Source organism: Albidovulum aestuarii, from assembly GCF_029961185.1.
Taxonomy (GTDB): domain Bacteria; phylum Pseudomonadota; class Alphaproteobacteria; order Rhodobacterales; family Rhodobacteraceae; genus Albidovulum; species Albidovulum aestuarii.
Window position 1 is genome coordinate 272,464 of sequence record NZ_JASBQQ010000002.1, and the last position, 12,201, is coordinate 284,664.

Consider the following 12,201-nt stretch of genomic DNA (forward strand, 5'->3'; position numbering starts at 1 on the left):
CCTTTGCTTTTGGCTTCGTTCGAGAGCAGTGCCAATCAGGGTTGCATCACCCGCCGGTACATATGCCAGGTCGCATGCCCGAGGATGGGAAGTGCCACGAAAAGCCCAAGAAACATTGGCACCATACCGACGAAGAGGATCAGCGTAATGACCGCACCCCATGCGGCCATCGCGATCGGATTGGCCAGAACCGCCTTAGTCGAATGGATCATCGCGGTCACGAAATCCACCTCGCGGTCCAGCAGCAGCGGCAGACCGGCCACTGTGATAGCAAAGAGAACCCCGGCAAAACCCGCCCCCACCGCGCCACCGACGAGCAGCATCAAGGGGCCATTCCCGGTGAAGAAGAGCGTGACGATATCGGTGCCCGAGGTGAAGGCCCGGAGGCCCATGAAGAGCGCGAAGAGCGCATGCGCCACGAAGACCCAGAAGAGAAAGATCACGATAATGACGGCTGCCATCGCCGGGATCTGACGGTCCTTCTGGGCAAAAACCACGCCGAGAATTTCACCCCATGGCCGGGTATCGCCTGCCTCGATCCGGCGGCTGACCTCATAGAGCCCGACGGCGGCAAAAGGCGCAAGCAGCGGGAAACCGACAGCCACTGGGGCCAGCCACCATTCCTGCCCCGCCACGCCGTAGATCCGCCACAGGATAAGCCCGCCCGCGACATAGACGGCGCTGAAGAAAAGGCCAAAGAGCGGTGCTTTCAGAAAATCAGCGAACCCCAAACGGAGCACAGCCTTGATGTCCGATACTTCGATACTGCGAATCTCGGGCAGCGGATCGGGTCCCCGGTCCGTTTCGTTCATCTCTCCTCCCTTTCCCGCGCGCGAGGAAAGGCTAGGACAGTGCACAGGATTCGGGCAAGGGTGTCAGTCGTCTGCCTGCGCCTCGGCGCGGCTTTTCCCGGCGACATCCATCGCCAGCGTCGCGGCCATGAAGGCGTCGAGGTCGCCATCGAGCACGCCCTGCGTGTCCGAAGTTTCGTGACCGGTGCGCAGATCCTTCACCATCTGGTAGGGCTGCAGCACGTAGGACCGGATCTGGTTGCCCCATCCGGCTGATCCCTTCGCCTCATGCTGGGCGTTGATCGCGGCGTTCCGCCGGTCAAGCTCCATCTGATAAAGCCTTGACTTCAGGGCCTTCATCGCAATGTCGCGGTTCTGATGCTGCGACTTTTCAGACGAGGTCACGACGATGCCGGTCGGAACGTGGGTGATCCGCACCGCCGAGTCCGTCGTGTTCACGTGCTGGCCACCCGCGCCGGATGACCGGTAAGTGTCAATGCGGATGTCGTTCGGTGCGACCTCGATCTCGATATTATCGTCGACGACCGGATAGACCCAGACCGAGGCGAAAGATGTCTCGCGCGTACCCTTGCCGAAGGGCGAGATGCGGACCAGCCGGTGCACGCCGCTTTCGGATTTCAGCCAGCCATAGGCGTTCTGGCCGGAGATCTTGTAGGCGCAGGATTTGATCCCGGCCTCCGTGCCGGGTTCCTCGGACTGCAATTCGACGGTAAAGCCGCGGCTTTCGGCCCAGCGGACATACATCCGCTGCAACATCTGCGCCCAGTCGCAGGCCTCGGTCCCGCCGGCACCGGCATTGATTTCAAGGAACGTGTCGTTGCCATCCGCCTCGCCGTCCAGAAGCGCCTCCAGCTCTTTCGCGGCGGCGAACTCCTTCAGTGCTTTCAGGGAGCCCTCGGCCTCGGCGACGATCTCCTTGTCATCCTCCATCTCGCCCAGTTCAATCAGGTCGACATTGTCCTTCAGCTCGCGTTCGACCTTCTTATAGGTCTCGATCGCATCCATCAGCATCTGCCGGTCGCGCATCAGCTTTTGCGCCCGGGCCGGATCAGACCACAGATCCCCGTCCTCGATCATCGCGTTCATTTCTTCCAGACGATGCGGCGCCGTTTCCCAGTCCAGCCGCTGGCCCAGAAGCTTGAGCGATTTTCCAATCGCCTCGGCAATGTTTTCCATCTCGGCACGCATGGGCCTTGGTCCTTCCAGATCGTTCGGCGCGGTGATAGCCGAGCCACCCATCCCCGGCAAGAGGACGGGCACCCGGCGCGTTATCAGGTGTCAGTAAAGCCCGCCGGAACTCAACGTGCCGAAATCGGCCTTTTTCGGAATGACCTTGGTCTGGCCGGTCGAGGTCGTGACGGTCGTGCCGCCCTCATCCCCGCCCAATTCGCCATAGGCAAAGAGCGGCAGGTTCTGGCCCATGGCAAAGCCGCCATCGACCATCGCGCCGATACCGAAGATCGGGATCTCGCCATCGCGGAAGAACTCGGCCTGCACGAAATCGCCGCTGACATCGTCGGGCAGACGTTCGCCGGTGAAGCGGTTGATCTTGATGAAATGACCGCCCGCCGGAACCTTGAACTCCGACCCGCCGTATTTCTTCACCGCTTCCTGCATGAAGGCGTTGAAAACCGGAACGCAGAGCGTGCCGCCATAAGCGCCGCGTCCAAGCGAGCGGGGCTGGTCATAGCCCATGTAACAACCCGCCACGATGTTCGAGGTAAATCCGATGAACCAGACATCCTTGGCATCGTTGGTCGTGCCGGTTTTGCCGCCTGTCGGCACCGGAAGACGCACGCCCGAGCCTGAGCCCCTCTGCACGACGCCCTGCAGCATCGAGGTGAGCTGATAGGCGGTAACGGCATCCATCACCCGTTCGCGGTTCGAGGCGATGCGGGGGGCTGCTCCCGGATCAAGGCTTGCCAGTTTGCAGTCGTCGCAGGTCCGCTGGTCGTGGCGATAGACGGTGCGGCCCCAGCGGTCCTGAACGCGGTCTACGAGCGTCGGTTCCACCCGCTCACCCCCATTGGCGAACATCGCGTAGGCCGCGACCATCTTGAACAAAGTGGTTTCCTGCGCACCAAGTGAGTTCGCGAGGAACGGTTCCAGCCGGTCATAAACGCCAAAGCGTTCGGCGTAGCCCGCGACCGTGCGCATGGTGATTTCCTGCGCGATCCGCACGGTCATCAGGTTCCGGGATTGTTCGATCCCGGTACGCATCGGCGTCGGTCCGTAGAACTTGTTCGAGGCGTTCTTGGGGCGCCAGAGGCCTTGCGGCGTATCCACCTCGATCGGCGCGTCAACGATGATCGTGGCGGGAGAGAAACCGCTGTCGAGCGCGGCGGCATAAACGAAGGGCTTGAAGGACGACCCCGGCTGGCGCTGCGCCTGCGTCGCCCGATTGAACACAGAGGATTGATAGGAAAACCCGCCCTGCATCGCGATGACGCGGCCGGTATTGACGTCCATCGCCATGAACCCGCCCTGCACCTCAGGCACCTGACGCAGCGACCAGCGCTTGAACGTGCCATCCTCATTGGCGAGCGCCGCGACCAGGACCACGTCGCCAACCGAAACCAGATCGCCCGCGACCTTGGCCTTCGGGCCAAGCTTGCCGTCGGCCAGCCGCTTCTTGGCCCAGGTCACATCCTCCGCCGGAATCCAGTGGCCATCCTCGTCGTCGCTGACGCCCTCGATCCCGATCCGCGCAGATGTCTCGCCCAGTTCCAGCACCACGGCGGGCAGCCAGCCGGCCACGTCGCGCGGCACCTCTGCCTCGGCTAGGGCGGCACGCCATTTTTCCTCGTTGCCAAGTTCGGCGGCCTCGATCACCTGTTTGGTTCCGCGCCAAACACCAAGGTTGCGGTCATAACTTTCAAGCGCTTCCTGCAATGCGGTTGATGCCTGATCCTGCATCTCGGGATCGACGGTTGCACGGATCGTCAGGCCACCGCCAAAGAACTCCGCCTCGCCAAAACTCTTCGACAACTGGCGTCGAATTTCGTCGGTGAAGTAGTCCCGTGGCGGAAGGCCGGACTTGAACGACGCGTAGTCGCCGCTTTGCACCGTCTTCAGGGGCGCGGCCTGCGCGACTTTCAGTGCCGCTTCGTCGATGTAACCGTTCTGGAACATCTCGCGCAGAACGTAGTTGCGCCGGTCGATGGCAGCATCGCGGTTATGCACGGGATGGTAGCTGTAGGGCGCCTTGGGCAGGGCGGCAAGGTAGGCGGCCTCTTCCACGGTCAGTTCCGACAGCGTCTTGTTGAAATAGGTCTGTGCGGCCGAGGCCACCCCAAAGGAGAGGAAACCGAGGTCAATCTCGTTGAGGTAAAGCTCCAGGATCTTGTCCTTGGACAGCGTATCGACGAGCCGGGTAGCGAGAACCAGTTCCTTGATCTTGCGTTCGGCGGTGCGTTCGCCACCGAGAAGGAAGTTCTTCGCGACCTGCTGCGGAATTGTCGACGCGCCGCGCAGGTTCTTGCCACGCGACTTGATCGCATCCCACAGGGCACCCGCCATGCCACGCGCATCAAAGCCTTGATGCGAATAAAAATTCTTGTCTTCTGCCGAGATGAACGCCGTTTTTACAACGTCTGGAATTTCCTCGATCGGTGCGAAGATCCGGCGCTCGGTAGCGAACTCGTCCATAAGACGCCCCTCGCCGGAATAGATCCGGCTGATCGTCTTCGGCGTGTACTGCGCGAGGTATTCGTGGTCCGGCAGGTCGCGAGCATACATCCAGAAGACGGCACCCACTGTCAGCGCGGCAAAGACCGCGCCGGTAACGATCCAGCTGAAAATGCCCCCGAAGAAGGACAGAATGAAACGGAGCACGTCGGACTCTCCCGTACAAAACAGGCTGTCTATATAGTGCGCGCCGACGCGGGTCAAAACAACTCGCACCGCGCGGGAAGAAACGGCAGCGCCCCGCCAGCACGCCGGTCGGCAGTGTTCAGACGCTTCTTCGTCCCTCTCCGGCGCGAGCGTTACTGCCGGATAAGAAGCGCCTCGGCTGCATCTGCGTCAGCCCAGTTTCCGATTGCGTCCAGGATGGCTTCCTGCATCCCCGCCCGCCAGCCTGGATCGGCCAGCCGAGCCCGGTCCCGATCAGACGACAGGAAGCCGATCTCAAGCAGAACCGAGGGAATGTCAGGCGATTTCAGAACTGAAAAATCAGCCCGCTGGATCGGATGGCGGTGCAGTTCTCCGCCCCCGGCGCGAATTGCGGCGACGAGGGATTCGGCCAGCCTCTCGCTGCGCGGCTGGGTCTCCACCCGTGCGAGATCCATGAGTGCGAAGGCCACGTTGTCGTCCTGCCCGGCCAGATCGACGCCAGCCAACAAGTCAGCCCTGTCGTGGCGCTCGGCAAGCCTGTGCGCCGCAACATCTTCTGCCCCTTCCGAGAGAAGGTAGACCGTCGCCCCTGTGGCCTCGCCCGCTTCCAGCGCGTCGGCGTGTAGCGAAATGAAGACATCTGCCCCGGCAGCCCGGGCAAGGGATCCGCGTGTCTCGAGCGGCACGAAGACATCCGCATCGCGGGTCAGGACCACCTCCATCCCGGCCACGCGAAGCCTGTCCGCGAGTTCGCGGGTAAAGCCAAGCACGACCTCGGCCTCATCGGTTCCGTCTGCCTCGGCGCCGGGATCGATTCCGCCATGGCCGGGATCGAGCGCCACGATGAGGGGCGCTTCGCCCGTTTGCCGTATCTTGGCCACCGATTGCCCCGGAACAGGTTCGGGCAGAGCCCAACGGGTGTCCGTCGGCGCACCATACTTCGTGACGTTGACGAACTCCGTTGCCGACACAGGTGCCAGCCGGACCCGAATCGTCGCGGCTCCATCGGCCAGTGCCTCCTCGGCCCGTGCAATCCGGTAGGGTCCGTCGAGCTCTGCCACCAGTCGTGTCCAACCGGCCCGCACGGGGCCGATCCGAAGCGCCGTGACCCGTGCCGAGCGATCAAATTCGGCATCCGCCCCGGCAACCTTGACGTCCGAAAGATCGAGGACGAGCCGGGGTGGGCCGTCGAGCAGGAACGCCCGGTAGGGCACTGCTTGGCTGACCACCAGTGATAGTACAACGCCCTGTCCGTCATCGGTCAGGGTCGATGCCATCGCATCGACCCGCGCGGGTTCCGCCCCATCGGCTGCAAATGCGGCCGGGACCGGCAGCACAGCCACCGAGAGGCTAATGACGAACAGAAACCGAAAACACCGCATAAGCCTGCCTTTTTCGCGGCACCATATGCCGGTCGTGCCGCCGGGGGAATCCCCCAGGCTATCAGATATGCCGCCCCATGAAGGCGGCGAGCCGGGTCAGCCCTTCGCGGATATCGGCGGTGGAACGGGCATAGGAGAACCGCAGGGTCTGATTACCGCGATGCGGATCGAAATCGAGCCCCGGCGTCACCGCCACCCCTGCCCTGTCGAGAATCTCGGCGGCAAAGGCCCGGCTGTTCTCGGTCAGGTCCGAAACGTCGGCATAGGTGTAGAATGCTCCGTCCGGCGGCGCGATTTTGGTGAACCCGGCCTTCGGCAGGCCGTCGAGCATCAGACGCCGGTTCTCGGCATAGACCGCCCGGTTGGCCTCCATCTCGTCGATGCAGTCGAGCGCGCCGAGGGCAGCAACCTGGCTGGCATGGGGCGGGCAGATGAACATGTTCTGCGCCAGCCGTTCGACGATGCGGATATGATCTTCGGGTACGACCATCCAGCCGATCCGCCAGCCGGTCATCGAGAAATACTTGGAAAATGAATTGATGACATAGACGTCATCGGAGATTTCCAGAGCTGAGACCGCGCGACCCTCATAATGCAGGCCGTGATAGATCTCGTCGGAGACGAAGCTGATCCCTTTGGCCTGCGCCGCGCCGATCAGGGCCGCCAGCGCGTCACGGTCAAGCATCGTGCCCGATGGATTTGCGGGCGAGGCGACGATCAAACCGGCGGTATCGGCCGGAATGTCACCGGGCCGTGGCTGATAGCGGTCCGCAGCGCGTGTCGGAATGCCGACGGGCGTCAGGGAAAGTGCGCGCAGGATCTGGCGGTAGGAGGGATAGCCCGGCTCACCCAAAGCCACACGATCGCCCGCGTCGAAAAGGGCGGTGAAGGCAAGAAGGAAGGCCGCGGACGAGCCCGCCGTGACCACGATCCTGCCGGGATCGAGCGTGACCCCGTACCAGTTCTGGTAGAGTCGGGCGATGCCCCTGCGCAATTCTGGTAGGCCCAGCGCCACGGTATAGCCCAGCGCATCGCATTCCATTGCCTGCGCGAGTGCCTTTCGGGCCCCGGCCGGTGCGGGTGTCGAGGGTTGGCCAACCTCCATGTGGATGATGTGGCGGCCCGAGGCCTCGGCCGCCCGCGCGGCTTCCATAACGTCCATCACAATGAAGGGATCGACCACCCCACGGCTTGAACTGCGCATCTTTCCCTCTCTATCCTGCGGGCGACGTGGGGTTCTTCCCAGTCCGGCGATGCGAGGTCAATGGCTGTTCCGGCGGCCAGGCTTGTGGCAGGCCGGTTTCTGTGATCTTCGCCCCGCAACCATTCCCGCGCGCCTTCGCGCCGCCAGACAGGACAGATATATGAAACTCGCCCCCCTCGCCCTTGCCGCACTGCTGGCCACGCCTGCCGCCGCCTTTGACATCTCGGCGATGTCAGAGGCAGAGCGCGAGGCGTTCCGGGCCGAGATCCGCGCCTATCTTCTGGACAATCCCGAAGTGCTGACCGAAGCAATCGAGGTCTTGCAAACCCGTCAGGCTGAAGAGGCCGCCATGCAGGACCTGAACCTCGTCAAGGCGAATGCCGATGACATCTTCGGGGACGGACACTCCTATGTCGGCGGCAATCCCGACGGCGACATCACGGTCGTCGAGTTCATCGATTACCGCTGCGGTTATTGCCGCAAAGCCCATGCCGAGGTAGCGCAGCTGATCCAGTCGGATGGCGATATCCGCTATATCGTCAAGGAGTTCCCGATCCTCGGTGAACAATCGGTGATCGCGGCGCGATTTGCCATCGCCACGCTTCAGGTCGCCGGCAGCGAGGCCTATGAAAAGGTCAATGCCGGGTTTTACGAAAGCTTCCGCGGTGACGTCAGCATCGAAACGCTGACCGCCTTTGCCGACAGCTTCGATATCGACGCCGAGCCGATCATCGCCCATATGGATGCACCGGAAGTGACGAAAGTGATCGAGGAAAACCATCTTCTGGCGCAGCGTCTGCAAATCTCGGGAACCCCGACTTTCGTCATGGGCGACCAGATGCTGCGTGGCTACGCGCCGCTCAACGAGATGCAGGCGATCGTCGCCGGGGAGCGCAGCTGAGATCTGCGCTGCCCTTCATCCCTTTTTAACCTTGTTGCGCGAGTGTGCCGGTATGGGAGTAGACCGGCCAACAACCCTACCAAGCGTTCCCGACCGGCAGTGGCTGGACCAGATTTTTTCCGCCCGCATTGTCGGACGTGGCGGTGTGGTCAGGCGAAGTATCCGGGATGTCGAATTTCGCATCGGCCGCAAGACGCTTGAACTGGAAGTCAGGCGTCGCGGGTATCATCTGGTGGAATGCGGCGGACAGTTCGTGATCTTTTGCGATCGGGGTGAAATCAGGCTTATTTGCTGAGCTTAGCGGCGGGAAGAATTTTGAAGCAAAATTCTTCCCCTTTTGAAAATCCTTCTTGAAGGATTTCACGCTGGTCGGAAAACCCTTGTCCAAGTGTTTTCCCCGCCGCTCGACATGACACAGATCATGGTCCAGTTTCAGCAAGACTGCTTGAACTGTCGCGCCAAAAAACCGGAGATGGTCATGACAGCACCGCTTGACGGCCTCACGGTCCTAGACCTCACCCATGTGCTCGCGGGCCCCTTCGCCTCAGCGACGCTCGGCGATCTCGGCGCCCATGTGATCAAGGTCGAACGGCCCGGCACAGGCGACGACACCCGCGCCTTTCCCCCTTTCAAGGGCGAGGAAAGCGCCTATTTTGCAGGCCTCAACCATGGCAAGCTGTCGATCGCGCTTGACCTTAAGGACGACGCCGACCGGGCGATCTTCGAGCGTCTGCTCGCACGCGCTGATATCCTCCTTGAGAATTACCGCCCCGGCACGATGGAGAAGCTCGGCTATGGTTGGAATACGCTGGAAAGAAAATACCCGCGCCTGATCTACGGCGCAGTGTCCGGCTTCGGCCATACCGGTCCCGAGGCCGGAAAGCCCGCCTATGACATGGTTGTTCAGGCGCGCGGCGGGGTCATGTCGATTACTGGCGAGGAAGGCGGCCCCCCGGTCAGGGTCGGCGCGTCGATCGGCGATATCGTCGCGGGCATGTATCTGGTTCAGGGCGTGCTGGCCGCCTTGTTGCGACGCGACCGCGATGGCAGAGGCGCGAAGATCGATATTTCGATGCTCGACGCCCAGCTTGCGATCATGGAGCACGCCGTCGCCATCACCTCAGTCACCGACCGACCTCCCGGTCCCACCGGCGCGCGGCATCCGACGATCACGCCTTTCTCCACCTATCGCGCCGCCGACGGGTTCTTTGTCATCGCCGCCGGCAACGACGCTTTGTTCGGAAAGCTCTGCGCTGCGCTCGGGCTCGGCGACCTGCCCGCCGATCCGCGATTTGCAACCAATGCGGCGCGCTGCGAAAATGTCCACCTTCTCAAACGGATGATCGAAGCTGTTACACTGGGTAAACCCCGCGCCCACTGGATCGCTGCGCTGGAGACGGCGGGCGTGCCGACGGGGCTGTTGCAGCACATGGGTGAGGTTTTGACCGATCCCCAACTGCTGGCCCGCCACATGGTGACAGAGGTGCCAGCCCGGCCGGGCGGAAACGCCTTCACGGCGGCGGGCAATCCGATCAAGATGACCGGTCTTGCTGATCCCGCCCCGCGCAGCCCGGCACCGGCCCTTGATGGCGACCGTGCGGCGGTGCTCGCCTGGCTGGAGAAAGGCTGACCCTCAGGCTGGCGCAAGATGGATCGGACGGCGCAGCGGCCAGAGAAACATCGCGAGGAATACGAGGTTTCCGAGGATGTTCAGCGGTGCTCCGGCGGCCAGAGATCCGGTGCTGTCGATCAAGAACCACATAGCGACCGAGCCGAGGATCAGCCGTCGGGAAAGTTCCGGCGCCCGGTCCATCCCCTCACCCGTAAGACCCCAGAGCATCCAACCCCAGCCCGCCATCACGCCGCCGGCAATGGCCGCGATCAGGCGGGTTTCTCCGGCGTCGCCGGTTTCGGCCCCATCGAGCGGCCAGAGCAAGAGGTCGGCAAGAAAGATCACCGCCTGCCCGGTCGTGGGATGGGCACCGAGGGCGGTGAGCAATCCGAAACCGATTACAGTTGCCGAGGCAAAGCGCAGCCAGCGTCGGGTCCGTTCCTGTGTCATGCCGTTCTCCTTTCACCTTTCACCCGATCTGGCATCCCGGACGGCATCGGAACAATTACCCCGGAGGTAAGTGTTTTCGCCGCGAAGCCCGGTTAGACATGCAGCATGAAAGGGGAGAGGGATGCGGGATTTCTCGGATGAAATGCGGCTCTGGCGGAAGAAGCGCCATCTGAGCCAGCTTGACCTCGCGCTGGCCGCTGACGTGTCGGCGCGGCACGTCTCCTTCCTCGAAAGCCGAAGGGCAAAACCGTCGAAAGCGATGGTCCTGAAACTGGCCGAGGCGCTGGGTGTGCCGCGCGCCGAACGCAATACGCTGCTGACAGCCGCAGGCTTTGCGCCGCACTACCCCGATCTGCCGCCCGACCATGCCAGCCTTGCACCGCTCCGCGCCGCGATGGAACGGACAATCGCGCGGCACGATCCCTTTCCGGCCGTCATCATGGACCGTCTCTGGCGGCTGATCGCGCTGAACCGGACGGCGAGCGTGCTATTTGCCCCGCTCGGGCTCGGGCCCGGCGGCAGCCTGCTCGACGCCCTGCCGCAGGCGGCAGCCTTCATCGAGAACTGGGCCGAGGTCGGCTGGCACACGATGCAACGGCTTTGCGCGGAAAGCGCGCGGGCGGGCGGACTTTCGGCCCTCGACCGGGCTGCCGAGGCCCTGTCCCGCGACCCGGTGGTGGCCGGATGGACCCCGCCTGTCCGCATGCCCGCCGTCCTGCCGACGATCTACCGGGCTGGAGGATTGAGGCTGTCGCTCTTTTCCACCTACGCCCAGTTCGGCACCGCTGAAGAGGTGACCCTGGCCGATATGAAGATCGAAATGATGTTTCCCGCAGATGCAGAAACCGAGGCGGTTCTGACAGCGCTCGACGCCGGGTGACCCCGGCGCCCGCGTTCTATTTCATCGCAACGGCCGCGTCGGTGGTGAAGATCATGTCCTCGCCGCCGGCACCCTGATGGCAGGCGATGCAGCCCGCATCCATGCCCTTGCCGACAAGCCCCGCCAACGACACGCCCTTGGGGTTCTTGTCGAGCGACCCGTCGGGCAGATACTTCACCCAGAACCAGTTGCCCGTCTCGTCGTCATAGCCCGCCGCGCGCTGGAACATCACCGTGACGGCACCGAGATGACCGGACGGATCGCCCAGAACCTCGTCGACGCTGACGCCTTCGGGGCCGTAGTTGCGCTTGACGATCAGCGCGCCTTCGTGCCCGTCGACTGTTGCGTGGGTGTAGAAGGTCTCAAGCATCATGCCATGGGGGTCGGTGCCCTCATAGGGAAAGGACATGATCGCATTGTCGCCGACCAGCCGCTCGGCCTCCATCACCTCCCACAGGAGCGCGGCATAAGCCGCATCCGCCTCGCTGCCAAAGGGCGCATCCTGTGCCATTGCACCCGTCGTCGCCATAGCTGCCGCAGCGGCGGTCATCGCGAGATGTTTCATCTCCTACCTCCCATATCCGGTTTCAGCATGGGATCAGCCTAGCGGAAACCGGTGCCGGACCGGTTCAATCCTGATGACAATCGCCCACGCGGTCGTGACGCTTTTTGAACCGGCCTTGCGCGCTTTGGACGGTAGGGTGGGTTGAAACCCACCTTACGATAGGCGCCGCGCGCTGACCGTTCCGGCAATCCGATGATGACGAACCTCATTCCCGCCGCCCTTCTGCTTGCCCTGACCAGCGGTGCGGGTCTGGCCGAGACCTGCATCCGCAACGGCGACGCCACGCGGCTCTTTTTCTCGGCCGAAACCGATACCGCCCGTCGCACCGGCTGGCTTGAACCCGGTGCAGCGCTCTGCGCGGCGGGTGCGGGGCATGAACGGGTCTCGGTCTTCGAGGATGAGGATGCGCTGGAAGGGTGCACGCGTCTCGTGCCCGGCGGCGGAACCGAGTTGCTGCTGCGCTATGCCTCCTTCGACAATTGCCTCTGGCAATCGCATCTCGACTGACGACCCTCGCCGATGACGCAGGCAGACAAGAAAACGGCGCTGGCCGCCTTCCCC

General features: G+C 63.1%; 12 protein-coding genes. 4 read left to right on the plus strand and 8 right to left on the minus strand.

All coding sequences use genetic code 11. The annotated features are described in order from the left end of the window. Window positions 1-35: 35 nt before the first annotated feature. The 5 genes from QKW60_RS06065 to QKW60_RS06085 all read right to left on the minus strand — a co-directional run bounded on the left by QKW60_RS06065 (window position 36) and on the right by QKW60_RS06085 (window position 7,232). On the minus strand, window positions 36-812 hold the full coding sequence (locus QKW60_RS06065; protein ID WP_282367253.1) for a DUF2189 domain-containing protein: 777 nt from the start codon (window positions 810-812) through the stop codon (window positions 36-38). Between the two features lie 63 nt (window positions 813-875). Beyond that, a complete protein-coding gene (gene prfB, locus QKW60_RS06070) occupies window positions 876-2,000 on the minus strand; it encodes a peptide chain release factor 2 (RefSeq protein ID WP_282367255.1) in 1,125 nt (374 codons plus the stop codon). Window positions 2,001-2,090: 90 nt separating this feature from the next. Next, complete coding sequence (locus tag QKW60_RS06075) at window positions 2,091-4,646, minus strand: penicillin-binding protein 1A (RefSeq protein ID WP_282367257.1); 2,556 nt, start codon at window positions 4,644-4,646, stop codon at window positions 2,091-2,093. A gap of 152 nt (window positions 4,647-4,798) precedes the next feature. Beyond that, on the minus strand, window positions 4,799-6,028 hold the full coding sequence (locus tag QKW60_RS06080) for an N-acetylmuramoyl-L-alanine amidase (protein ID WP_282367259.1): 1,230 nt from the start codon (window positions 6,026-6,028) through the stop codon (window positions 4,799-4,801). 61 nt (window positions 6,029-6,089) lie between these two features. After that, window positions 6,090-7,232: a pyridoxal phosphate-dependent aminotransferase gene (locus QKW60_RS06085; RefSeq protein WP_282367261.1), complete on the minus strand. Its 1,143-nt coding sequence runs from the start codon at window positions 7,230-7,232 to the stop codon at window positions 6,090-6,092. Between the two features lie 160 nt (window positions 7,233-7,392). Here QKW60_RS06085 and QKW60_RS06090 point away from each other — a divergent pair, with 160 nt between their 5' ends. Continuing rightward, complete coding sequence (locus tag QKW60_RS06090) at window positions 7,393-8,133, plus strand: DsbA family protein (RefSeq protein ID WP_282367263.1); 741 nt, start codon at window positions 7,393-7,395, stop codon at window positions 8,131-8,133. A 76-nt stretch (window positions 8,134-8,209) separates the two neighbouring features. Here QKW60_RS06090 and QKW60_RS06095 read toward each other — a convergent pair whose 3' ends face one another. Next, window positions 8,210-8,521, minus strand: coding sequence for a hypothetical protein (locus QKW60_RS06095; protein ID WP_282367264.1), 312 nt, complete (start codon window positions 8,519-8,521; stop codon window positions 8,210-8,212). Between the two features lie 90 nt (window positions 8,522-8,611). Here QKW60_RS06095 and QKW60_RS06100 point away from each other — a divergent pair, with 90 nt between their 5' ends. Beyond that, on the plus strand, window positions 8,612-9,763 hold the full coding sequence (locus tag QKW60_RS06100; RefSeq protein ID WP_282367266.1) for a CaiB/BaiF CoA transferase family protein: 1,152 nt from the start codon (window positions 8,612-8,614) through the stop codon (window positions 9,761-9,763). A 3-nt stretch (window positions 9,764-9,766) separates the two neighbouring features. On the opposite strand, the gene QKW60_RS06105 is transcribed toward QKW60_RS06100, so the two are convergent. After that, window positions 9,767-10,195, minus strand: a complete 429-nt coding sequence (locus tag QKW60_RS06105; protein WP_282367268.1) for a hypothetical protein — start codon at window positions 10,193-10,195, stop codon at window positions 9,767-9,769. A gap of 121 nt (window positions 10,196-10,316) precedes the next feature. Between QKW60_RS06105 and QKW60_RS06110 the strand changes: the two genes are divergently transcribed. After that, window positions 10,317-11,075 carry a helix-turn-helix domain-containing protein gene (locus tag QKW60_RS06110; RefSeq protein WP_282367270.1) on the plus strand — a complete coding sequence of 253 codons (759 nt, stop codon included), beginning with the start codon at window positions 10,317-10,319 and terminating at the stop codon, window positions 11,073-11,075. 16 nt (window positions 11,076-11,091) lie between these two features. Here QKW60_RS06110 and QKW60_RS06115 read toward each other — a convergent pair whose 3' ends face one another. Next, a complete protein-coding gene (locus tag QKW60_RS06115; protein WP_282367272.1) occupies window positions 11,092-11,640 on the minus strand; it encodes a cytochrome P460 family protein in 549 nt (182 codons plus the stop codon). Between the two features lie 195 nt (window positions 11,641-11,835). On the opposite strand from QKW60_RS06115, the gene QKW60_RS06120 reads away from it, so the two are divergent. Continuing rightward, on the plus strand, window positions 11,836-12,147 hold the full coding sequence (locus QKW60_RS06120; protein ID WP_282367274.1) for a hypothetical protein: 312 nt from the start codon (window positions 11,836-11,838) through the stop codon (window positions 12,145-12,147). Window positions 12,148-12,201 lie beyond the last annotated feature (54 nt).

What these genes read in the sequence shown, in the direction of transcription:
- QKW60_RS06065 (WP_282367253.1), bottom strand. Translation starts at nt 812, where the DNA reads ATGAACGAAACGGACCGGGGACCCGATCCGCTGCCCGAGATTCGCAGT.
- prfB (WP_282367255.1), bottom strand. Translation starts at nt 2,000, where the DNA reads ATGCGTGCCGAGATGGAAAACATTGCCGAGGCGATTGGAAAATCGCTC.
- QKW60_RS06080 (WP_282367259.1), bottom strand. Translation starts at nt 6,028, where the DNA reads ATGCGGTGTTTTCGGTTTCTGTTCGTCATTAGCCTCTCGGTGGCTGTG.
- QKW60_RS06085 (WP_282367261.1), bottom strand. Translation starts at nt 7,232, where the DNA reads ATGCGCAGTTCAAGCCGTGGGGTGGTCGATCCCTTCATTGTGATGGAC.
- QKW60_RS06090 (WP_282367263.1), top strand. Translation starts at nt 7,393, where the DNA reads ATGAAACTCGCCCCCCTCGCCCTTGCCGCACTGCTGGCCACGCCTGCC.
- QKW60_RS06100 (WP_282367266.1), top strand. Translation starts at nt 8,612, where the DNA reads ATGACAGCACCGCTTGACGGCCTCACGGTCCTAGACCTCACCCATGTG.
- QKW60_RS06105 (WP_282367268.1), bottom strand. Translation starts at nt 10,195, where the DNA reads ATGACACAGGAACGGACCCGACGCTGGCTGCGCTTTGCCTCGGCAACT.
- QKW60_RS06110 (WP_282367270.1), top strand. Translation starts at nt 10,317, where the DNA reads ATGCGGGATTTCTCGGATGAAATGCGGCTCTGGCGGAAGAAGCGCCAT.
- QKW60_RS06115 (WP_282367272.1), bottom strand. Translation starts at nt 11,640, where the DNA reads ATGAAACATCTCGCGATGACCGCCGCTGCGGCAGCTATGGCGACGACG.
- QKW60_RS06120 (WP_282367274.1), top strand. Translation starts at nt 11,836, where the DNA reads ATGACGAACCTCATTCCCGCCGCCCTTCTGCTTGCCCTGACCAGCGGT.